Below are 21704 nucleotides of genomic sequence, written 5' to 3' on the forward strand. Positions count from 1 at the left end.
TCAGCCCCGAACCCGCCCGGTGACCTCGCCGAACCCGACCACGGTGCCGTCCGGCCCGGGCGCGGTGGCGGTGATGGTCACCTCGTCGCCGTCCTCCAGGAACGTCCGGGTCGTCCCGTCCGGGAGCTTCAGCGGCTCCTCGCCGTTCCAGGTCAGCTCGATCAGCGCGCCCCGGGTGTCCCGCTCCGGCCCGCTGACCGTGCCGGAGGCGAACAGGTCGCCGGTGCGCAGCGAAGCACCGTTGACGGTCATGTGGGTCAGCTGCTGCTGCGCCGTCCAGTACATGGTGGCGAACGGCGGCCGGGAGACCGGGTGCCCGTTCAGCCGGACCTCCATCGCCAGGTCCAGGCCCCACGGCTCGCCGCCCCGGTCGTCCAGGTACGCCAGCGGCTCGACGTCGCGCTCCGGCGGCGTGACCCGGGCGTGCTCCAGGGCCTCCAGCGGGACGATCCACGGCGAGATCGAGGTCGCGAAGGACTTGCCGAGGAACGGGCCGAGCGGCACGTACTCCCAGGCCTGGATGTCGCGCGCCGACCAGTCGTTGAGCAGGCAGACGCCGAACACGTGCTCGCGGAAGTCGTCCAGCACGACCGGGCGGCCCAGCTCCGACGGTGCGCCGACGACGAAGCCGACCTCGGCCTCGATGTCGAGCCGGCGCGACGGCCCGAAGGTCGGCGCGGCGTCTGCGGGCGCCTTGCGCTGCCCGAACGGCCGCACCACCGGCGTGCCGGAGACCACGACCGTGCCCGCCCGCCCGTGGTAACCGATCGGCAGGTGCTTCCAGTTGGGGGTGAGCGGCTCCGAGCCGGGGCGGAAGATCCGGCCCAGGTTGGTGGCGTGGTGCTCCGAGGCGTAGAAGTCGACGTAGTCGGCGACCTCGAACGGCAGGTGCAGCTCCACCTCGTGGGCCGGCAGCAGCGCCGGCGACAGCGCCTCGCGGAAGGACTCGTCGGTGAGCCAGGTGGTGAGGTCCGCCCGTACCCGGGTCCAGACCGGACGCCCCGCCGCCATCAGCGGGTTGAGCGAGTCCGCGTCCAGCAGCACCGACGGCGCGCCGGCCGCGCGGGCGGACGCCCCGGCGTCCAGCACGAAGTCCCCGACGCGCACGCCGATCCGGCGCCGCCCGGGCCGGTCGGCGGCGGTGAAGACGCCGTACGGCAGGTTGTGCACGCCGAACGGCGAGTCCTGGGCGCTGGCGAGCCAGCTGCTGGGGCTGCTGGGGGTGGTGCTCAACGGTCCTCCTGGTGCAGTGGACTGGGCGACGACAGCAGGCCGAGCGCGGCCAGGTCGCCCAGGGGTTCGGCGATGCTACAGGTGCCGAACGCGGTGAACGAGTTGCGGATCACCGTAACCTGACGATCCGTCAGTGCGCGCACCGCCTTGGCCAGCACCTCGCCGTCGCGCTCCGACAGCACCGCCGCGGCCGCCGTCCGGTCGGTCTCCTGCGCGGCCAGCAGCACGTTCAGGAAGCCGTGGTGCTCGAACCCGGTCTCCGGGTCGGTGTGCCGGACGGCGTTGTGCAGCCCGGCCGTGCACTTGTACGGCAGCCCGCGCCGCGCGCAGCCGGTGAGGAAGGAGGCCAGCTCGTCCTCGTCCGGGAACGCCTCGGCGACCAGCCCGCCGGTGCGGAACTTCGCCCGGTACGGGCTGTCCACCAGCACGTCCAGGACGGCGTCCAGTCCGTCCCCGCGCAGGAGTTCGCGCGGCAGCTCGACGGCGGCCGGGACGTCCGGTGGCAGCAGCCGGTCCAGCGCGGCCACCGCCTCGGCGGCGTCCCGGGTGGCCAGCTCGACGCCGGCCAGCTCGAACGGCGCGGCGGCGGCGAGCGCCGGGGCGAGTTCGGTGCTGCCCCCCGGCAGCACCAGCCCGACCTTGAGCGGCCGGCCGTCCGCCGCCACCGCGCCGTCCGCCCCCGCTGCGCGCCTCTGGGCCGCTGCGCGCCTCTGGGCCGCGGCGGTCTCCGGGGAGTTCGCGACCGCCGCGGCCAACTCGCCCAGTCGGCCCGCCCCGCAGAGGAGCGGGCCGACCGCCTCGGCGTACCAGGCCGCGCGGTGCAGCCGGTGCGCGGGCACCGCGTCGACGATCGGCAGGTTCCCCGGCGGGAACACCGCCGCGTCGTCGAACAGTCCGTGGAACAGCTCGGGGATCACGCCCCCCGGCGGCAGCGTGTTCATCGCCCGGGCCCCCGACCGGCCCAGGTCCAGGCGTAGTTCGCGTCCTCACTGGCCCGGCCGCCCTCGCCCAGCTCCAGGGGGCGAAAGGTGTCCACCATGACGGCCAGCTCGTCGAAGAACTCCGCGCCGATGCTGCGCTCGTACGCCCCGGGCTGCGGACCGTGGGTGTGCCCGCCCGGGTGCAGCGAGATCGAGCCCTGGCCGATGCCGGAGCCCTTGCGGGCCGCGTAGTCGCCGCCGCAGTAGAACATGACCTCGTCGCTGTCCACGTTGGCGTGGTAGTACGGCACCGGGATCGCCAGCGGGTGGTAGTCCACCTTGCGCGGAACGAAGTTGCAGATCACGAAGCCGTTGCCCTCGAAGACCTGGTGGGCCGGCGGCGGCTGGTGGATCCGGCCGGTGATCGGCTCGAAGTCCTTGATGTTGAAGGCGTACGGGTACAGGCAGCCGTCCCAGCCGACCACGTCGAAGGGGTGGTGCGGCACGGTGTAGCGGGTGCCCGCGACCCCGTTCGGGCCACGGTGCTTGACCAGCACGTCGACGTCCCCGGGGGCGTCGACGACCAGCGGGCCGACCGGTCCGCGGAAGTCCCGCTCGCAGTACGGCGCGTGCTCCAGCAGCTGCCCGTACTTCGACAGGTAGCGCTTGACCGGGGTGATGTGGCTGTTCGCCTCGATGCAGTACGCGCGCAGCGGCTCGTCCCCGGCCGGCACCCAGCGGTGGGTGGTGGCGCGCGGGATGATCACGTAGTCGCCCTGGCCGACCTCGATCGAGCCGAACACCGTCTCGACCGTGCCGGAGCCGGACTCCACGTACACGCACTCGTCGCCGAGCCCGTTGCGGTAGAGCTCGCTCGGGGCCCCGGCGGCGACGTACGAGATCCGGACGTCGCCGTTGCCGAGGACCAGCCGGCGGCTGCCGACGACGTCCGCGGACTTCCAGTCCTGGTCCGCGAACAGCTCGTGCAGCTTGAGGTGCCGGGGGAGGAGCGGGTGGTTGGGCACCGTGGACTGGTCCGGCAGCTCCCAGGGCACCGCGTTGACCACCGCCGAGGGGATGCCCCGGTGGTAGAGCAGCGAGGAATCCGAGGAGAACCCCTCCTCGCCCATCAGCTCCTCGTAGTACAGCCCGCCTTCGGGAGTGCGGTGCTGGGTGTGCCGCTTGGGCGGGATGCTGCCCAGCTGCCGGTAGTACGCCATCTCCGTGGTCCTCCTCGACCGTCTGGCAGAGACCCGTGTTCGTCAGAGCTCGTCGGAGCCCGCCGAAGGCCCGCTCGTCGGAGCCGGTCGGAAGCCGGCCCGTCGGAGGCCGGCCCGTCGGAGGCCGGCCCGCCGGGAACCGGCTCGTCGGAGCCGTCGGACGCTCACAGGTTGCCGCGTCGGTCCTGCTCGCGCTCGATGGACTCGAAGAGCGCCTTGAAGTTGCCCTTGCCGAAGCCGAGCGAACCGTGCCGCTCGATGAACTCGTAGAAGACGGTGGGGCGGTCGCCGACCGGCTTGGTGAAGATCTGCAGCAGGTAGCCGTCCTCGTCGCGGTCGACCAGGATGCCGCGCTTCTTCAGCTCCTCGATCGGCACGCGCACCTTGCCGATCCGCTCGCGCAGCTCCGGGTCGTCGTAGTACGCGTCGGGGGTGTTGAGGAACTCCACGCCACGCGAGCGCAGCACGTCGACGGTGGTGAGGATGTCGTTGGTGGCGAGCGCCATGTGCTGGCAGCCGGGGCCGGTGTAGAACTCCAGGTACTCGTCGATCTGGGACTTCTTCTTGGCGACGGCCGGCTCGTTGAGCGGGAACTTCACCCGGTGGTTGCCGCTGGCGACGACCTTGGACATCAGCGCGGAGTACTCGGTGGCGATGTCGTCGCCGACGAACTCGGCCATGTTCACGAAGCCCATGACGCGGTTGTAGAACGACACCCATTCGTCCATCCGGCCGAGCTCGACGTTGCCGACGGCGTGGTCGAGGGCCTGGAAGAGGCGCTTGGGCGAGCCCTCGGGGTGGGTCACCCTGCTCGCCGCGACGACGTAGCCCGGCAGGTACGGGCCGTGGTAGCGGGAGCGGTCGATCAGGGTGTGGCGGGTCTCGCCGTAGGTGGCGATGGCCGCGCGGCGCACGGTGCCGTTCTCGTCCGAGACGTCGTTCGGCTCCTCCAGCACGGTGGCGCCGGACGCGCGGGCGTGCTCGATGCACTTGTCCACGTCCGGGACCTCCAGGGCGAGGTCGACGACGCCGTCGCCGTGGCGGCGGTGGTGGTCCAGCAGCGGGCTGCCCGGCTGGACACCGCCCTTGATCACGAAGCGGCAGGAGCCGGAGCGGAGCACGTACGCCTTGCGGTCCCGACGGCCGGTCTCCGGGCCGGAGTAGGCGACCAGCTCCATGCCGAAGACGACCTGGTAGAAATGGGCCGTCTGGGTGGCGTTGCCGACCACGAAGACGACCGCGTCCTGGGCCGTCACGGGGAACGGGTCGGCGGCGGCGTCGTGCTCGACGAGGCCGACGAGGCGGCGCAGCTGGTCGGCGTCAAGACCGGCCTCGCGCTCCTCGGGGGTCAGCTCAAGGGCGTGGGTCTGCGGGGTCATCGCTCGTTCCTCCACTTCGGGCCTCGCCGTCGAGGCTTCCGCTGGATCGCGACCGCACCGCGTACGGGTGGGCGGTGTGGTTGCGGAGAGCTTGCTCCTGTCGGGGTGGTTGGGCAACAGGTCGGATTTTGACTGCTCAATGTGTACAAGCTGATCAGAAAATCCCGCTGTCGGCTGCGCAAAATGTGCTGCTGACCGGGGACGATGCCCGAAGTCTGCGCAATGGGACGGTCACGTACTTCCGGGGCCGACGGGGCGGGGGAGGTGGCGGAGGAACCAGTCCGAGGCCAGCTCGGCGACCCGGTCCAGCGTCCCCGGTTCCTCGAACAGGTGGCTCGCGTGCGGCACCACCGCGAGCCCGGTCTCGCAGCGCAGCCGGCTCCGGGCCCGCCGGTTGAGGTCGAGCACGGTGGGGTCCAGGGAGCCGACGACGAGCAGCGTCGGAGCTCGGACCCGGGCCAGCGTGTCGGGCGCGGCGAGGTCCGGGCGACCGCCCCGGGAGACCACGGCGCGCACCGCCGGGCCCAGCTCGGCGGCGGTGTGCAGCGCGGCCGCGGCGCCGGTGCTCGCGCCGAACAGCCCGAGCGGCAGGCCCAGCGTCTCGGGCACGGCGGCGTCCGGGCCGCTCTGTGCCGCGCCCAGCCGCCGGGCGACGGCGGTCAGCCGGCCGCCCAGCAGCGCCACGTCGAACACGTTCCGCCGGTCGGGCTCCTCGGCCTCGGTGAGCAGGTCGAACAACAGCGTGGCCAGCCCGGTGCGGTTCAGGTACTCGGCGACGTGCCGGTTGCGCGGGCTGTGCCGGCCGCTGCCGCTGCCGTGCGCGAAGACGACGACCCCGCGCGCGCCGGCCGGGACGGTCAGCCGGCCCGCGAGGCGGACCCCGGCGACGGGCAGCGGCAGCTCGCGGTCGACCCCGGCGGAGGCCGCGGGCGGGTCGCCGCCGGCCTCGGTCAGCAGCCGCAGCACCTCCTCGTCCCCGGTCTGCGTGAAGTCGGCGTAGAACTCGCCGATCGCGTAGAACGGGGACGGCGTGTCGACGCAGACCATCTCGTCGGCGACCTCGTCGAGCCGCTCGGCCCAGTCCGCGGGCGCGACCGGCACCGCCAGCACCACCCGGGCGGCGCCCCGCTCCCGGACGATCCGGCAGGCCGCCCGGGCGGTGGACCCGGTGGCGATGCCGTCGTCCACCACGACCACCGTGCGTCCGCGCAGATCGGCGGGCGGCCGGTCGCCCCGGTAGCGGCGGGCCCGGCGCGCCAGCTCGGCGCGCTCGCGCCGCTCCACCTCGGCCAGTTGCTCGTCGGTGACCGCGGAGAACCGGATGACCTGGTCGTTCAGCACCCGGACGCCGCCCTCGCCGATCGCCCCCATGCCGAGCTCCTGCTGGTAGGGCACGCCAAGCTTGCGGATCACGCAGATGTCCAGCGGCGCGCCGAGCACTGCGGCGACCTCGGCGGCCACCGGTACGCCGCCCCTCGGCAGCGCCACGATCACGGTGTCGGGGCCGGCCAGGTGGCCCAGGCGGGCGGCCAGCCGACGGCCCGCCTCGGTGCGGTCGGCGAAGCGGGTGAAGTGGGTTCCGGTGACGTGCATGACACGGCCTCCGGTTCCACCGTACGTCGTTCCGGTCGGCGCGGGGCGTTCGCGGGAGGGGGCGTCCGGGTGCGTGCGCAGGTCACCGCGCGGGGCGGCGCGCGGGGGTGGGAACCGGTCCGGACCAGGAGGGAGCAGAACGGGAGCAGGACGGAATCGCGGGTCGGGACGGTGGGCGGGGACCGCAGGTGGGGCGGGCCGGGACGGTGTCGGGATCGGACCGGGATCCAGGCCGGGATCGGGCCGGGAACCGGGGCGGGATCAGGTCGGGATCAGGTCGGGATCAGGTCGGGATCAGGTCGGGATCGGGCCGGGATCGGGCCGGGAGCCGGACAGGACGACACCCCCGTGTGGCCGGGACAGCGGGTGGCGCACCGTGGATCGCAGAGGCGGACCGCAGAGCCCGCCCGCGACCGGAAGGAGCCCGTCATGTCGGGCACCGTCATCACCGACCTGCGCCGCCGAGGCGCCGTCGACCCCGGCCGCCTGCTCGCCGGACCGCTGCGTGGTGTCGGCCTGCAACGACTCGACCCGGGCCACCGCACCGAGCTGGCCGCCGACGGCATCGAGCACGCGCTCTACGTCACCGCCGGCTCCGGGCTCGCCGAACTGCCCGAGGGCGCCGTGCACCCGGACCATCCGGAGCGCGCCGACGCCGGCCTGCCGCTGGTCGAGGGCACCGCGGTCGTGCTGCCGCTCGGTTCGCGGACCGTCCTGACCGCCGGGACGGCCGGGCTGGAGTACTTCCATGCCCTGCTCACCGTCCCCGCTCCCTCCGTCCACCGCTCCGAAGCCTCTCCCGAAGAAGGTGACCCCAGGTGATCGTCACCACCGACACCGGCGCGGCCATGGTCGTCATCGGCCCGAACGGCGAGCGCGTACGGATCCGCTCCCTCGCCCGGAGCCCGATGCTCGCCACTGCCTGCGAGGCCTTCGACCACCTGCGGCTGAGCCCGGGCGCCCACCACGTCCTCCCGGGCCGGCCCGACACCGAGACCGTCCTGCACGTGCTGCGCGGCGCCGCCGTCGTCGGCCGACTGTCCGACGAACCGGATCACTTGGCCTCCGAGGGAGACCTGCTGCTGGCCCGCCGCGGCCGCGCCCTGCACTTGGAAGCCGGGCCGCTCGGCACGGAACTGCTCTGCCTGACACTCGCCGTTCCCCGACACACCGCCGGCACCCGGGCCGCCCTGGCCCGGCGCCGTGCCGCCCGCCGCGACCGGCCCTGACCGGGGCTGGTCGGCCCTGACAGGCGCTGACCGGCGCTGACCGGCGCTGCCAATCCTGCCTGTCCTCCAGTTCCTCTCGGAGGTGACCACTCGTGATCCTCGTCCCCGCTGCCGTCCCCCGCACCGCGCCCGCGTTCCAGCGGCTGATCGATCCGGAGCAGCGGCCGGCCGTCCGCGCCGGACTCACCGTCGAGGCGCTGCCGCCGGGCGTCCGGATCGAGCAACTCCCGTACGAATCGGTCGAGTCGGTGACCGTGGTGCTCTCCGGTCGGCTGTTCGCGGCCGGCCGGATCCTCTCCCCGGGCGAGGCGCTGCACCACCGCCCCGGAACCTCCTGCCGGATCTCCGCCGTCCGAGGCACGCCGACCACCGTGCTCACGGTCAGGCCCGTTCCGCCCCGGGCCGCCATCCCGGCCCAGCGGTCGGACTCCGCGCCCGCCGCGAGCCGGCGGCAGGTGGAGGTGGGCACCGCGCGGCTCGACCCGTGCGGAACCTGCGGACCGTACACGGACCGGGCCGCCGACGCCTTCCTGGTGGTTCTCACCGGGGCCGCGGCCTTCCTCGGAGAGCTGGGTGAAGTCCTGTTGCTCTCCGGCGACTTGGTCTACGTCCGGGCGGGGGAGCGGTACGGCCTGCGGGCCGGCCGGCGTGGACCGGTCACCGCCGTGCTGGGCCGCGTCGGCGCACCCGGCGCCGCTCTGGGGCCGGAATGGGACGGCCGGCCCGTGCGCTCGGGGCAGACCGGTCCGCAGGGTTGAGACCGGAGCGCTCGACCGTGATCGGTCACGCGAAAGGAAGGTCGACGGGCCGGCGTCCGCGCGTGCGGACGCCGGCCCGCGGCGTGTACCGGGTGAGGATCCGGTTTCGACGGCCCGGTGTCCCGGGCGGCCGGGGCCCGGTCTCGAATCCCGTCCCGACGTGAGCCGGAGCGGTCGGGCCCCGGCTCCTCCCGGCTCCTCCCGGCCCTTCCCGGCCCTTCCCGGCCCTTCCCGGCCCTTCCCGGCCCTTCCCGGCCCGTTCCCGCCCCGACACGCTGAGGACTTCACGAGCACGTCACGGAAAGTCACGTGATCGCCGCTGATAGTGTCGGCCGGGTGGATGAAGAACAGCCGTTGGCGCCTGTGGATCCGGGTGGCACTCCGGCCGTCCGTGTGCTGATCGTCGACGACCACCCCCTCTTCCGGGAGGGGCTCAGGGCGGCACTGGAGAGCGCCGAGGGTGTCCTCGTGGTCGCCGAGGCCGAGCGGGTCGCCGATGTCCCGGAGGCGGTCGCCCGGTACCGCCCGAGCGTGGTGATCATGGACCTCTCGCTGCCCGACGGCTCCGGGCTGGAGGCCGTCCGGCAGCTCGCCACCCAGGAGGCGCCGCCGCCGGTGCTGATGCTGACCATGTCGGACGACGACGGAAACCTGCTCGCGGCCCTCCAGGCCGGCGCGCGCGGCTACCTGGTCAAGGGAGCGGGGCGGGAGGAGGTGCTGCACGCGGTGCGGACGGTCGCGGCGGGCGGCGCGGTGTTCGGCGGCGAGGTGGCGGGACGGATCACCGTCCTGCTGGCCGGGGCGAAGATGCGCGAGGCGGGACAGCTCTTCCCCGAACTCACCGCCCGGGAGGCCGAGGTGCTGGACCTGGTCGCGCGCGGGCTGGACAACCGGCGGATCGCCCGGGAGCTGGTGGTCGCGGAGAAGACCGTCCGCAACCACATCACCCACATCTTCGAGAAGCTGCACGTCGCGACGCGCGCCGAGGCGGTCGCCCGGGCCCGCGACATGGGTCTCGGCGACGACCGGGCCACCCCGGAGAGGTGAACCGGGTGTCGTGAGCGGGGAGCTGTGAACCGGGGGTGCCGGTCCGCCGACCGGCACCCCCGGAGTCCTGCCGTCCCCGCCCTACGGCTGCATCCCGCTCACGGCCGCATTTCGTACGTGCCGGAGAGCGACTCGACCTGCGTCCACACCCGCGCGTCCCGCGCCGGGTCGGCGACCGGGCGACGCACGTTCGCGAGTGCCCAGGCGGCCTGCTGCTCGGTGGCCGAGGCCTTGCCGTGCAGCTCGGTGGCGTGCGCGGAGAAGTCGCGGACCAGCGCGTCGAAGACCCGGTCCAGCACGTCGCCGCCGTGCTCGGAGGCGGCCAGACCGGTCAGCTCGGCCTGCTCCAGCACCAGCTGGCCGTAGACGATCAGCGCGAACAGCTGGCCGATCTCCAGCAGGAAGTCCAGGTCGGCCTGCTGCTCCTTGCTCGGCGCGTTCTGGAGCAGCAACTCGCAGAAGCCGTCGGCCTGTTCGCGGAAGCGGGCGACATTGGGCAGCTCGGCGTGGCGGTCGTAGGCGGTGCGCCAGTCGTGGAAGCGGATCGCGCCGAGGCCGCGGGCCGGGCCCTGCCGGAACAGGAAGGCGTCGTCGGCGGCGTCCACGCGGCTCGGCACCGGGGCGTAGTCGGCCGGGGCGAACAGGTAGTTGCCCATGAACTTGAGGATCAGCGCCAGGTTGACGTGGACGGTGCCCTCCAGCTTCGGCAGGCCGCGGATGTCCTTCGCGGCCTTGTCGAAGTAGGTGTCCGCCTCGAAGCCCTTGGCGGCGATGACGTCCCACATCAGGTCGATGACCTTCTCGCCCTCGGTGGTGACCTTCATCTTGGTCATCGGGTTGAACAGCAGGTAGCGGCGGTCCTCGGGGGAGGCGCTGCGGAAGTAGTCCACCGCCCGGGCACTGAACAGCTTCATCGCCACCAGGCGGACGTAGGCGTCGGTCAACTCCCGCTTGACGTGCGGGAAGTCGGTGACCTGCTTGCCGTACAGCACCCGGTTGTGGGCGTGCGTGACGGCCTCGTACATCGCGTGCTCGCAGATGCCGATCGAGGCGGTGCAGAGGTTGAACTTGCCGACGTTGACGGTGTTGAGCGCGGCGTCGAAGGCGGCCTGGCCGGTGTGCAGCACGTCCTTGGCGCCCACCGGGTAGTCCTCCAGGCGGAACTCGCTGACGTACATCTGCGCGTTCACCACGTTCTTGACCAGGTGGTACGCGTCGTGGCGACTGTCGGCGGCGAAGAAGACGTAGCCCTCCGGGCCCTCGACGTCCGAGCGGCGGCCGAACACCGAGACCAGGCCGGCCACGTTGCCGTTGCCGATGTAGTACTTCGAGCCGGTCGCGGTGAAGCCGCCCTCGCCGTCCGGGGTGAGGATCATGTCGGTGGAGTAGATGTCGGCGCCGTGGGTGCGCTCGGAGAGGCCGAAGGCCATCACGTGGCCGTCCGCGAGGAGCTGGGCGGCGCGGGCGCGGACGGCCTCGTTTTCGCTCTGCCAGACCGGGCCGAGGCCCAGGATGGTGACCTGCCAGGTGTACCAGTAGCCGAGGCCGTAGAAGCCGAGGATCTCGTTCAGCTCGGCGATCCGCGCGGTGTCCCAGCGCTTGTCGGGGTCGGCCGCGGCGGGGGTCAGGAACTCCGCGAAGAGGCCCTCCTTCGCGGCGAAGTCCAGGAAGTCGGCGTACCAGCTGCGGTCGATGTAGGTGTCGATCAGCGCCTTCTTGCCGCGGGACTCGAACCAGTCCACCGTCGCGCGCAGCAGTCGGCGGGTCGGCTCGTCGAACTGTTCGGGGTCGTAGTTGCGCGGGTTGAAGAGCATCGAGGGGCTCCCGGGGGTCGAGGGTGTGAAGAGGGCGGGTGACAGGGTTCGGGCGACAGTAGTCGGGTGACAGATTTCAAACTCTGTTAGTTGTCATCCGTCGGCCGTCATCTGTCAGTCGTCGGCCGTCATCTGTCAGTCGTCAGTCGTCATCCGTCGGTCGCCGTCCGCCGTCGGCGGAGAGGCGGCGCAGGGTGGCGAGCACGTCGTCGAGCCAGGCGAGGGTCATCCGCTCGTACTCGATGCCGCCGCGCAGCACCACGTGCTGCAGCTGCTCGTGCGCATCGAGTGCGGTGGTGTCGGGGAAGTCGCGCTGCTCGCCGTGCAGGTAGCGGGCGAGCAGGGCGGCATGGCTCTCGCGGTGCCGTTCCACCTCGGAGACCAGCGCGGCCGGGTCGTCGAAGGCGGCGGCCCGGATCTTGACCGCGAGTTCGTGCCGGACGGTCTCCGGCTCGACCGGTTCGCGCAGCCAGCCGGCCAGCGCGGCCCGTCCGGCCCCGGCCGCCGAGTAGACCTTCTTGTCCGGGCGCCCGTCCTGGGGGACCTCCTGCGCGGCCACCCAGCCGTCCGCCTCCATCCGCCGCAGCACCCGGTAGATCTGCTGGTGGGTGGCGGTCCAGAAGCGTCCGATCGAGCGGTCGAAGCGCCGGGCCAGCTCGTAGCCGGAGCCGGGCTGCTCCAGCAGCGAGACGAGGATCGCGTGCTCCAGTGCCATGGCCCGCATCCTGCTATGCAACGAGTTGCATAGGCAATGGCGGCCCGGACGGTTGAGACGCAGGTCACCGGCGTGACCGGATGGTTATCGGTCATTCCGGACTATCGGGTGCAAAACCTTGGATAAGCGCCAGAATGGGTACGGGGCAAGCGCCTTACCGGTTCCGACCACAGGAGGTGGTATCGGTGGCAACCCATATCCCGACGACGGGCATGGAGCACCATCCGGACATCGTCGAACTCCGCGAACGCTACGAGCGGGTCACCTCGACCCCCCGCGCCCAGGGCGTCGAAGCCCTGGCCGTCCTGGCCGGTCTCTTCCTGGCGGCATCGCCATGGATCGTCGGCTTCACCGCGTACAGCACCCTGACCGTGACCTGCCTGATCGTGGGTCTGGCCTACACGGCCCTGATGGCCGGCTACGGATCGGCCTACGAACGCACCCACGCCCGGGCCTGGGCGGCCGCTGCGCTCGGTGTCTGGACGATCATCTCCCCGTGGGTCGTCTCCGGGTCCGTCGCGCACGGCAAGAACATCGTGACCTGCATCATCGTGGGCGCCGTGATGTTCCTGCTCGGCCTCGCGGCGATCTCGATGGCGACCATGACGTCGAACGGGGCGTCGATGCGGCGCGGCCGGGCCGGCCGCGCGAAGGGCTGATCTTCCCCGCAGCCCGTGACCGGGGCGCGGAGGGCGCGAGTGCCCCCCGCGCCCCGGCGCGAGCCCGAGGCGCGAACACCCAAGGCGCGCCCGAGGCGTGACCCGGGCGCGGGCCCGGCACGTTCCGGCCCGATTTCGACCCGGCTCCGACCCGGCTCCGACCCGCTAGGGGTGGGTCATCCGCAGCACGTCCAGAGCCTCGTCCAGCTGCTCCTCGGTGAGCCTGCCCTGCTCGACGTAGCCGCGCTCCAGAACCACCTGACGGATCGTCTTGCGTTCGGCCAGCGACTGCTTGGCGACCTTCGCGGCCTCCTCGTATCCGATGTAGCGGTTCAGCGGGGTCACCACCGAGGGCGAGGACTCCGCGTACTCCCGGGCCCGGTCCACGTTGGCGGTGATTCCGTCCACCGTCCGGTCGGCCAGCAGCCGGGCACTGTTGGCGAGCAGCCGCACCGACTCCAGGACGTTGCGGGCGATCACCGGGAGCATCACGTTCAGCTCGAAGTTGCCGCTCGCGCCCGCCAGCGTGACCGTCGCGTCGTTGCCCACCACCTGGGCGGCGACCATCAGCACCACCTCGGGCAACACCGGGTTCACCTTGCCCGGCATGATCGACGAACCGGGCTGGAGGTCCGGCAGGTTGATCTCGCCGAGCCCGGTGCGCGGCCCGGAGCCCATCCACCGCAGGTCGTTCGCGATCTTCGTGAAGCCCACCGCCACCGTGCGCAGCTGACCGCTCAACTCGACCAGGGCGTCCCGCGCGCCCTGCGCCTCGAAGTGGTTCCTGGCCTCGGTCAGCGGCAGGTCGGTGGCGCGGGCGACCTCCGCGATGACGGCCGCCGGGAAACCGGGCGGGGTGTTGATGCCGGTGCCCACCGCCGTCCCGCCGAGCGGGAGTTCGGCCACCCGGGGCAGGGTGGCCAGCAGTCGCTCCCGCCCGTGCCGCACCTGGGCCGCGTAGCCTCCGAACTCCTGGCCGAGCGTGACGGGCGTGGCGTCCATCAGGTGGGTGCGGCCCGACTTGACCACCCGGGCGAACTCGGCGGCCTTGCGCTCCAGCGACTCCGCGAGGTGCTCCAGCGCCGGGACCAGGTCATGGGTGACGGCGGCGGTCGCGGCGATGTGGATCGAGGACGGGAAGACGTCGTTGGACGACTGGCTGGCGTTGACGTGGTCGTTCGGATGGACCGGTCGGCCCAACCGCTCCCCGGCCAGGGTGGCGATCACCTCGTTGGTGTTCATGTTGGACGAGGTGCCCGAGCCGGTCTGGAACACGTCCACCGGGAACTGGTCGTCCCAGCGCCCCTCCGCGACCTCCTCGGCGGCGGCCGCGATCGCCTCCGCCGTCTCCTCGTCCAGCACCCCGAGCCGGGCGTTCACCCGGGCCGCGGCGGCCTTGATCCGGGCCAGTGCGGCGATGTGCGCCCGCTCCAGCCGCTGGCCGGACACCGGGAAGTTCTCCACCGCCCGCTGCGTCTGCGCCTGCCACTTCGCGTCGGCCGGCACCCGGACCTCGCCCATCGAGTCGTGCTCGATCCGGTACTCCTGCGCCTTCTCCTGCTCGCCACCCATCGCGCGCTGCACCTCCTGTACGGGCCCGACCGGCCCGGAACGGATCTTCGGTCAGCACAGCCGCGAACGAGGCCCGGGTATTTCCGGTCGGGGTGATCCGGTTCCGTTCCGTTCCCTTCCGTTCCGTTTCGTTTCGGTACGGGGCCGGGTGCCGGCGGCCGGTGCGGCCCGGTTTCCGGCCCCGGCTCGGCTCCTACCGGCGGGGCAGCTCGGCGCGGACCAGCTCGCCCGGGCCGGTACCGGCCTGGACGACGAGCTCGCCGCCCGGGGCCCAGACGCCGGAGCCGCCCGAGCTGTCCGGGTACTCGCCGGTCGCCCCGGCACAGGTCGCGAGCACGCACCACACCCCGTGGGCGGCGGCCCGGTCGCGGACGTGGCCGTCCCGCCGCTCCGCCTGGGCGGTGCCGGGCCCGTAGAGGGTGGAGGCGACGTAGGCGTCGATGCCGAGCGCGGCGGTCTCCTCGGCGTGCGCCGGGTCGGCGGCGTCCGCGCAGACGGCGAGGCCGAGTCGCAGGCCGTCCAGCTCCAGGACGACGGGCTTCCCGCCGGGGGCGAAGCGCTCGACCTCGGCGCCGTGCAGGCGCATCTTCCGGTAGGCGACCTCGGCGCCCTGCCCGGTGACCACCAGCGTGGCGATGGACTCGCGCCCGTCGGCCTCGGTGACGGGCGCCCCGACCAGGGCGACGGCGCCGGTCGCGGCGCAGGCGGCCACCAGCGGCGCGAGCCGGGCGTCCGCCGGGTCGACGGCCGGTGCGGTCAGGTCGTAGCCGGTCAGCGACAGCTCGGGGAACACCACCAGCCGGGTGCCCGCCTTCCGCACCGCCTCGGCGTGCAGGGCGACGTTCTCGGACACGGTGTCCGGACGGCCGGCGGCGGCGCAGACGGGCTGGGCGACGGCGACGGTCAGGGCTCCGCGGGCGGGCGGGTTCGCGGACGGGGCGGAGGCCGAGTCCGTAGCCGAGTCCGGTCGCGAGTCCGCGGGCGAGTCGGCGTGCGAGGACTCGGGTGAGGGCGTGGACGAGGGCATGGCGGAGCCTCCGGCTGGCGGGGCGGGGCGGGGCGGGGCGGGGCGGGGCGGGGCGGGGCGGGGTGATCGTGATCAACCGTGATCGTGATCAACCTATGCGCCCGCCGAGGAGGTGGGCAACGGAGCCGGGACGAGGAGCGGTGCAGGTGGACGGGGCTCCCGGGGCCGATCGGGCCGATCTCACTCGAAGGAGTGAGATCCCCGGCGGGTGCTTCAAACTGCCGTGCGCCCCTTCATACGCTCCAGACCGGGCCGGGCGGACTCCGGCCGGACCCGGATCGGCGCAGCTCGGCCCGGGGGACCAGGACGAGGGGGCGGACGGACGGATGACCACAGGACACGGCCCGATGGGCGGAACGGGTGACGGAGCGGCACGGGAGGGGACGACCCCACTGAATGTCCCGGTGGGCGCCGCGACGGACGCTCCGGCGAAGACCTCGGCGAAGACCGCCCCCGGCGGTCTCACCCGGCGGCAGCTGCTGGGTGCGTCGGCGGCGCTCGGCGGTGCGGCCTGGCTGCTGCGCGGCACCATCGGCCCGGACAGCGCCGAGGCCGCCGCGCCCGTACCACCCGCGCTGCCCCCCGGCACCGAGCTCTACCAGCGGGTCTTCCAGAACTGGTCCGGCGAGATCCGCACCGACCAGCTGTGGACCTGCGCGCCCCGCACCCCCGAGGAGGTCCCGGCCCTCGCCGACTGGGCGCACGCCAACGGCTGGCGGCTGCGCGCCACCGGGTACCGGCACACCTGGGCACCGCTCACCGTCGCCGCCGGGACCCCGGAGAGCGCCAGGGTGCTGCTGGTGGACACCAGTCGGCACCTCACCGCCATCGGCGCCGACTCGCCCGACACCGTCCGGGTGCAGACCGGCGCCACCATGGAGGCCCTGCTCGCCCACCTCGCCGACCGCGGTCTCGGCCTGACCGCCTGCCCGGCCCCCGGCGAGATCACCGTAGGCGGTGTACTCGCCATCGGCGGCCACGGCACCGCTGTCCCGGCCGCAGGGGAGGTGCGACCGGAGGGGCACGGCTACGGATCGGTCAGCAACCAGGTCGTCCGGCTCACCGCCGTCGTCCTCGACCCGGCCACCGGCCGCTACACGCTGCGGACCTTCGACCGCTCCGAGGCCGACAGCGCCGCCTTCCTGGTCCACCTCGGCCGAGCCTTCCTGACTGAGGTGGTGCTGCGGGCCGGCGCCGACCGGCCGCTGCGCTGCGTCAGCCGACTCGACATCCCGGCGAGCGAGCTCTTCGCCCGCCCCGGGGCCGGAACGGGAACCGGAACAGGCGCCGGCACCGGGTCCGGTGCGGGTACCGGCGGGGGCGGGGGGCTCGGCGGAGTGCTCGGGGGAGTGCTGGGCGGTGTCCTCGGGAGCGGAGGAGGCCCGCGTACCCTCGCCGACTTCGTGGAACGCGACGGTCGGGTAGAGGCGATCTGGTTCGCCTACACCGAGTACCCCTGGCTCAAGACCTGGAGCGTCACCCCGAGCAAGCCGCTCGCCTCCCTGTCCGTCGACCACCCGTACAACTACCCGTTCTCGGACAGCCTTCCGGAACCGGTCGCCCGGCTCGCCGGCGAGATCGTCACCGGCGCCTGGGCCTCGGCCCCGCTGTTCGGCCAACTCCAGTACCTGGTCACGAAGGTGGGACTCACCGGTGACATCACCGAAGTCCTGCTCTCCGGCGCCCTGCTGCGCCGACTGCTCAGCGGCGAGGTGCTCACCCACCTGCTCGCGGGCGGACTGCGGTCCGACCTCTGGGGACCCTCGCGCACCCTGCTCCAGTACGTCCGCCCGACCACCCTGCGAGTCACCGCCAACGGCTACGCGATCCTCCTCAAGCGAGCCGACCTCCAGTGGGCGGTGAGTGAATTCGCCGCCTACTACCGGGAGTTGCTCGCCTCCTACCAGGCCCGGGGCGAGTTCCCGGTGAACGGCGCGGTGGAGATCCGGGTCACTGGCCTGGACGACCCGGCCTCCTGCGGCGTCCCCGGCGCCCGGCCCCCGCTGCTGTCCGCGCTGCGACCGCGCGCCGACCGCCCGGAGTGGGACACGGCCGTCTGGCTGGACGTCCTCGCCTTCCCCGGCACCCCCGGACTGGAGCGCTTCGCGCGGGAGTTGGAGCAGTGGCTGCTGCGCACCTTCGACGGCTCCCGGGCGGGCCTGCGGGTCGAGTGGTCCAAGGGCTGGGCGTACACCGACGCCGCCGCCTGGTCCGACCCCGACCTGCTCGGCCGGGTCGTTCCGGACAGTCTGCGGGCTGGCGGCGGGCCCGGCTGGGACGAGGCGGTCGCCGTCCTGGACCGCCACGACCCGCACCGGGTCTTCGGAAACCCGTTCCTGGACGGGCTGTTGAAGTAGGAGGCCCCTTCCTGTCAGTCCCGACGAGTCGTCATATGTGCTCCATGACGATTACCGCGAGGGTGTCCGGAGCCAGGGCGCGGAAGACGTGCGGAGTGTCGCCCGGGTAGCTCACGTAGTCGCCCGGGCCCAGCTCCACCGGTGCCTCCGTCGGCCCGACCAGCGCCCGCCCGGCACCGATCAGCACGTGCTCGACGGTGCCGGGCATGTGCGGATCGGAGGCCCTGGTCTCATCCGGCTGCGCCTCGATCCGGTAGATGTCGCGCCGGGCGTTGGGCGGGCAGGAGGAGAGCATGGTGGCGGCGTAGTCGGCGCGCTCGGAGTGGGTCACCGGGCCCTCGCCGGCCCGGATCACCTTGACCGCCGGGCGCGGCGGGTCGACGAGTCGGCTGAACGGCACGTTCAGTGCGACGCCGAGCGCCCAGAGCGTCTCCACGCTGGGGTTGCCGGCGCCGGACTCCAGCTGGGATAGCGTGGACTTGGCGATGCCCGCGCGCCGGGCCAGCTCGGCCATCGACAGCCCGCTGCGCTCGCGTTCGCGCCTGATCGAGGCGGCGATCTGGCCGATCAGCTCGCCGCCGCCGTTGGCGCCGCTGCCGCTGCCGCTGCTGCTGGAGCGGCCGAAACCGTCGGAGCCGCCGGAGCCGCCGGAGTCCGTGGCCGGGGTGCTCTGGTCACTCATGCTCGCCACTCACGGTTCCTCCTGGCCCCTTCCATGGCCGCCGGTGCGGCCGATGTCGCCGTTCATGCTGCCACGGCCGGTCGCATCGGCCGCCGTTCGCCCGATCGGTCCGAGTGTTCGCCTTGACGAACGACGTCGAGTCGGTTCACTCTAATGAACATGCGTTCGCTACTTCGAACACTGGAGCGTGCCACCCTCCGGGACGTCGCCCTGGTCTGCCTGGCCGATGCCCTGGTCGGCGCGTCCTTCGGCGCGATCAGCGTCTCCGGGGGCCTGCCCCTCTGGGTGCCGATCGCCCTCTCCGTCCTGGTCTTCGCCGGCGGCTCCCAGTTCGCGGCGGTCGGCGTGGTGCTCTCCGGCGGCGGCGCCCTCGCCGCGGTCGCCACCGGACTGGTGCTCAACGCCCGGCTGCTGCCCTTCGGCTTCACCGTGGCCGACGTGCCCGACGGCCCGTGGTGGCGGCGGCTGGTGGGAGCGCAACTGCTCACCGACGAGACCGTCGCCTTCGCCCTGCAGCAGAGCGATCCCCGTCGGCGCCGGGCCGTGTACTGGCTCTGCGGGGTCGCCCTGTTCGTGGTCTGGAACGTCTCGGTGCTGCTCGGCGCCCTCGCGGGCGGGCTGATCGGTGACACGGACGCGTTCGGCCTGGACGCGGCCTTCCCCGCGGTGCTGCTCGCGCTCGTCCTGCCCTCGCTCGCGGACCGCCGCACCCGTACGGCGGCGGTGGCGGGCGCGGTGGTCGCGGTCGCGGCGACCCCGTTCGTCCCCGCCGGGCTGCCGGTGCTGCTCGCCCTGGTCGGGCTGGTGTTCGCCGGTCGGCCGGCGGCTGGGGAGTCGGGTCGGAAGGCGGCGGACGGACCGAATGCCGCGGACGAGGAGAAGGCGAAGGTCCGATGATGCCGCTGTACGCCGTTCTGCTGCTCGCGGCCGGAACGTACGCCTACCGACTGGCCGGGCCGTTGCTCGCCGGTCGGCTCGCCCTCTCGGAGCGGCTGCGGCACCTGCTGGCCGTCGCGGCGGCGGTGCTGCTGGTGGCCCTGGTCACGACCGGCGCGCTGACCCAGGGGCACGGCTTCGCGGGGTGGGCCCGCCCGGCGGGCGTACTGGTCGCGGGAGTGCTCGCGCTGTGCCGGGCACCGTTCCCGCTGGTGGTCGTCGCGGGTGCGGCGACCACGGCGCTGCTGCGGCTCTGTGGGGTTGGATAACAGCTGACAGAGTGTGAAATCTGTCAGCTGTTATCCGTTAGCTGTCGGCTGTCGGCTGTGATCCGGCGGCTGTGATCTGTGATCTGTGAACCGGTGCTCGTCGGCTGTCGTCCGTTCGCCCTCAGCGGCCTTCCCCGGGCCTCTCGACCAGTCGCTCCGCCTGCACCTCCGGCCGCTTGCTGTCCCACAGCAGCTCCCACACCTTGAACACGCAGTGGTAGTCGCGCATGCTCCCCTGGGCGATCAGCAGGTAGGTGTCCCCGTCGCGGAGCAGCGTCCGCCGTCGACTGTTGAAGGGGTGCTCCGGGGTGTAGGAGGGGACGAGCCGCCTCAGCTCCTCGACGGCCTCCTCGCGGGTCCCCTCGACCTCGGCGAGCACCTTGCTCCCCCAGATCCGATCCTGGCCCATGCCCACGGTCTCCTCGACGACCAGCGCCCAACGTGCCATGTCCTGCCCCGCCCCTTCTCCTCCGGTTCGCTTCCGCTCGGCCGTACGCGCCCTCGGGCGCGCCGTCGGACGTGTCGCCATCCTCACTCGTTCACGCCCGCCCACCACCCGGCCGGGTGCGGAATACTCGCCGGTATTCCGCCGGTGTCCCGCCGAGAGTACAAGGAGCTTCAGTGACGAAGCCGACCCGGATCGACCCGTCCGACCTGCTCGCCGTCGGCGATCTGCTCTCCGACGAGGAGCGGCTGATCCGCGACACCGTCCGCCGGTTCACCGAGGAGCGCATCCGCCCGCACATCGGCGAGTGGTTCGAGCGCGGGGTCTTCCCGGTCCGCGAACTCGCCCCCGAGCTCGGCGCCCTGGGCGTGCTCGGCATGCACCTCGACGGCTACGGCTGCGCCGGCGCCGACGCGGTGGCGTACGGGGTGGCCTGCATGGAGCTGGAGGCGGCCGACTCCGGGCTGCGCAGCTTCGTCTCCGTCCAGGGCTCGCTCGCCATGCGCTCGATCCACGCCTTCGGCTCCGAGGAGCAGAAGCAGCGCTGGCTGCCCGGCATGGCCGCCGGTGAGCTGATCGGCTGCTTCGGCCTCACCGAGCCGGACTTCGGCTCGGACCCGGCCAACATGCGTACCCGGGCGGTGCGCAAGGGCGGTGAGGGCGGCGACTGGGTGCTGTCCGGCAGCAAGATGTGGATCACCAACGGCAGCATCGCCGACGTCGCCGTGGTCTGGGCGCAGACCGAGGAGGGCGTGCGCGGCTTCCTCGTCGAGCGCGGCGCCCGCGGCCTGACCGCCACCGATGTGCACGGCAAGCTCTCGCTGCGTGCCTCCGTCACCAGCGAGCTGGCCTTCGACGACGTGGTGCTGCCCGCCGACGCCGTGCTGCCCGGGGTGGTCGGCCTGCGCGGACCGCTCTCCTCCCTCAACGAGGCCCGCTACGGGATCCTCTGGGGCACCGTCGGCGCCGCTCGCGACTGCTACACCTCCGCCCTGGACTACGCCAAGATCCGGATCCAGTTCGACCGTCCGATCGCGGGCTTCCAGCTGACCCAGCAGAAGCTGGTCGAGATGATGCTGGAGGTCGAGAAGGCGTACCTGGTCGCCCTGCGGATCGGGCGGCTCAAGGAGCAGGGCGCCGCCCGCCCGCCGCACATCAGCTTCGGCAAGCTCAACAACGTCCGCACCGCCCTGGAGATCGCCCGCAGTGCCCGGACCGTCCTCGGGGCCAACGGCATCACCACCGAGTACCCGGTGCTGCGGCACGCCAACAACCTGGAATCGGTGCTCACCTACGAGGGCACCAGCGAGATCCACACCCTGGTGCTCGGCGAGGCCATCACCGGCGAGTCCGCCTACCGCTGACGGCCGCCCGTCCGCCCTCGCCGCATCTCGTCGTCCCTCGCGGCCCGGGAAAACCGGTGGTCGGGCCCGTCGTGGCCCGGCTACCGTCCCTGCCATGACCAGCCGGTTCGTCCCGACGCAGCCCCCGACCACCACCCTCTGGCGCCCCACCGGCCCCGAGGGGCTCGCCCTGGTCGAGGCCGCGGACCGGCGCGCCTGGCCGCCCCGCCTCCCCGAGCAGCCGATCTTCTACCCCGTCCTCAACGAGGACTACGCGATCCGGATCGCCCGGGACTGGAACGTGCCCGCCTCGGGCGTCGGCTACGTCACCCGCTTCGAGGTCGACACCGCCTTCCTCGCGCGCTACCCCGTTCAGCGGGCGGGCGGCCGGACGATCCTCGAACTCTGGGTGCCCGCAGAGGAGTTGGACGAGTTCAACCGGCACATCGTCGGCCGCATCGAGGTCGTCCACGAGTTCCGCCCGCAGCCGTGAGGCGGCCGGTCGG

Annotated in this window: 21 protein-coding genes; 10 read left to right on the top strand and 11 right to left on the bottom strand. The window is 72.9% G+C overall.

Annotated features, from left to right (window positions below):
• The 5 genes from fahA to ACZ6EM_RS04820 all read right to left on the bottom strand — a co-directional run bounded on the left by fahA (position 1) and on the right by ACZ6EM_RS04820 (position 6345).
• Positions 1-1233: a fumarylacetoacetase gene (gene fahA, locus ACZ6EM_RS04800; protein WP_465771678.1), complete on the bottom strand. Its 1233-nt coding sequence runs from the start codon at positions 1231-1233 to the stop codon at positions 1-3.
• Positions 1230-2174, bottom strand: coding sequence for a hypothetical protein (locus ACZ6EM_RS04805; protein ID WP_465771680.1), 945 nt, complete (start codon positions 2172-2174; stop codon positions 1230-1232). Before ACZ6EM_RS04805 ends, fahA begins: the two co-directional genes overlap by 4 nt.
• A complete protein-coding gene (locus ACZ6EM_RS04810; RefSeq protein WP_359900419.1) occupies positions 2171-3373 on the bottom strand; it encodes a homogentisate 1,2-dioxygenase in 1203 nt (400 codons plus the stop codon). Before ACZ6EM_RS04810 ends, ACZ6EM_RS04805 begins: the two co-directional genes overlap by 4 nt.
• Positions 3374-3537: 164 nt before the next feature.
• The gene (gene hppD, locus ACZ6EM_RS04815; RefSeq protein ID WP_359900421.1) at positions 3538-4752 is read right to left on the bottom strand and encodes a 4-hydroxyphenylpyruvate dioxygenase; all 1215 of its coding nucleotides are present in this window, start codon (positions 4750-4752) and stop codon (positions 3538-3540) included.
• Positions 4753-4983: 231 nt separating this feature from the next.
• The gene (locus ACZ6EM_RS04820; RefSeq protein ID WP_465771682.1) at positions 4984-6345 is read right to left on the bottom strand and encodes a phosphoribosyltransferase family protein; all 1362 of its coding nucleotides are present in this window, start codon (positions 6343-6345) and stop codon (positions 4984-4986) included.
• A 429-nt stretch (positions 6346-6774) separates the two neighbouring features.
• On the opposite strand from ACZ6EM_RS04820, the gene ACZ6EM_RS04825 reads away from it, so the two are divergent.
• The 4 genes from ACZ6EM_RS04825 to ACZ6EM_RS04840 all read left to right on the top strand — a co-directional run bounded on the left by ACZ6EM_RS04825 (position 6775) and on the right by ACZ6EM_RS04840 (position 9379).
• Complete coding sequence (locus ACZ6EM_RS04825; RefSeq protein WP_359900425.1) at positions 6775-7167, top strand: hypothetical protein; 393 nt, start codon at positions 6775-6777, stop codon at positions 7165-7167.
• The gene (locus ACZ6EM_RS04830) at positions 7164-7574 is read left to right on the top strand and encodes a hypothetical protein (RefSeq protein WP_465771685.1); all 411 of its coding nucleotides are present in this window, start codon (positions 7164-7166) and stop codon (positions 7572-7574) included. The genes ACZ6EM_RS04825 and ACZ6EM_RS04830 overlap by 4 nt, the downstream gene beginning before the upstream one ends.
• Before the next feature lie 92 nt (positions 7575-7666).
• A complete protein-coding gene (locus tag ACZ6EM_RS04835; RefSeq protein WP_401046468.1) occupies positions 7667-8332 on the top strand; it encodes a hypothetical protein in 666 nt (221 codons plus the stop codon).
• 336 nt (positions 8333-8668) lie between these two features.
• Positions 8669-9379 carry a response regulator gene (locus ACZ6EM_RS04840; RefSeq protein ID WP_465771686.1) on the top strand — a complete coding sequence of 237 codons (711 nt, stop codon included), beginning with the start codon at positions 8669-8671 and terminating at the stop codon, positions 9377-9379.
• A gap of 98 nt (positions 9380-9477) precedes the next feature.
• Here ACZ6EM_RS04840 and ACZ6EM_RS04845 read toward each other — a convergent pair whose 3' ends face one another.
• On the bottom strand, positions 9478-11193 hold the full coding sequence (locus tag ACZ6EM_RS04845; protein WP_465771687.1) for an acyl-CoA dehydrogenase family protein: 1716 nt from the start codon (positions 11191-11193) through the stop codon (positions 9478-9480).
• Between the two features lie 142 nt (positions 11194-11335).
• Complete coding sequence (locus tag ACZ6EM_RS04850; protein ID WP_380348343.1) at positions 11336-11908, bottom strand: PadR family transcriptional regulator; 573 nt, start codon at positions 11906-11908, stop codon at positions 11336-11338.
• 185 nt (positions 11909-12093) lie between these two features.
• Between ACZ6EM_RS04850 and ACZ6EM_RS04855 the strand changes: the two genes are divergently transcribed.
• Complete coding sequence (locus ACZ6EM_RS04855) at positions 12094-12567, top strand: SPW repeat protein (protein ID WP_359900437.1); 474 nt, start codon at positions 12094-12096, stop codon at positions 12565-12567.
• 165 nt (positions 12568-12732) lie between these two features.
• Here the strand turns inward: ACZ6EM_RS04855 and ACZ6EM_RS04860 are convergent, their stop codons facing one another.
• Together ACZ6EM_RS04860 and ACZ6EM_RS04865 are read right to left on the bottom strand one after the other, a co-directional pair.
• Entirely contained in the window at positions 12733-14139 is a 1407-nt protein-coding gene (locus tag ACZ6EM_RS04860; protein ID WP_359900439.1) for a class II fumarate hydratase, read from the bottom strand.
• Between the two features lie 193 nt (positions 14140-14332).
• On the bottom strand, positions 14333-15166 hold the full coding sequence (locus ACZ6EM_RS04865; protein ID WP_452179875.1) for a carbon-nitrogen hydrolase family protein: 834 nt from the start codon (positions 15164-15166) through the stop codon (positions 14333-14335).
• A 404-nt stretch (positions 15167-15570) separates the two neighbouring features.
• Between ACZ6EM_RS04865 and ACZ6EM_RS04870 the strand changes: the two genes are divergently transcribed.
• Entirely contained in the window at positions 15571-17523 is a 1953-nt protein-coding gene (locus tag ACZ6EM_RS04870; RefSeq protein ID WP_465771688.1) for a cholesterol oxidase substrate-binding domain-containing protein, read from the top strand.
• A gap of 31 nt (positions 17524-17554) precedes the next feature.
• On the opposite strand, the gene ACZ6EM_RS04875 is transcribed toward ACZ6EM_RS04870, so the two are convergent.
• Positions 17555-18037 (bottom strand): helix-turn-helix domain-containing protein, encoded by a 483-nt coding sequence (locus ACZ6EM_RS04875; protein ID WP_452179884.1) that lies wholly within the window; start codon positions 18035-18037, stop codon positions 17555-17557.
• A gap of 327 nt (positions 18038-18364) precedes the next feature.
• Here ACZ6EM_RS04875 and ACZ6EM_RS04880 point away from each other — a divergent pair, with 327 nt between their 5' ends.
• On the top strand, positions 18365-19102 hold the full coding sequence (locus ACZ6EM_RS04880; protein WP_401054625.1) for an AzlC family ABC transporter permease: 738 nt from the start codon (positions 18365-18367) through the stop codon (positions 19100-19102).
• Positions 19102-19410 (top strand): AzlD domain-containing protein, encoded by a 309-nt coding sequence (locus tag ACZ6EM_RS04885; protein WP_401054627.1) that lies wholly within the window; start codon positions 19102-19104, stop codon positions 19408-19410. The genes ACZ6EM_RS04880 and ACZ6EM_RS04885 overlap by 1 nt, the downstream gene beginning before the upstream one ends.
• A gap of 121 nt (positions 19411-19531) precedes the next feature.
• On the opposite strand, the gene ACZ6EM_RS04890 is transcribed toward ACZ6EM_RS04885, so the two are convergent.
• The gene (locus ACZ6EM_RS04890) at positions 19532-19858 is read right to left on the bottom strand and encodes a hypothetical protein (RefSeq protein ID WP_452179877.1); all 327 of its coding nucleotides are present in this window, start codon (positions 19856-19858) and stop codon (positions 19532-19534) included.
• Positions 19859-20031: 173 nt separating this feature from the next.
• Between ACZ6EM_RS04890 and ACZ6EM_RS04895 the strand changes: the two genes are divergently transcribed.
• Both ACZ6EM_RS04895 and ACZ6EM_RS04900 read left to right on the top strand, forming a co-directional pair.
• Positions 20032-21219: an acyl-CoA dehydrogenase family protein gene (locus ACZ6EM_RS04895; RefSeq protein WP_465771689.1), complete on the top strand. Its 1188-nt coding sequence runs from the start codon at positions 20032-20034 to the stop codon at positions 21217-21219.
• 94 nt (positions 21220-21313) lie between these two features.
• Positions 21314-21691 (top strand): ADP-ribosylation/crystallin J1, encoded by a 378-nt coding sequence (locus ACZ6EM_RS04900; RefSeq protein WP_401049919.1) that lies wholly within the window; start codon positions 21314-21316, stop codon positions 21689-21691.
• The last annotated feature ends 13 nt before the right edge of the window (positions 21692-21704 follow it).

Source organism: Kitasatospora sp. NPDC041917, from assembly GCF_055589745.1.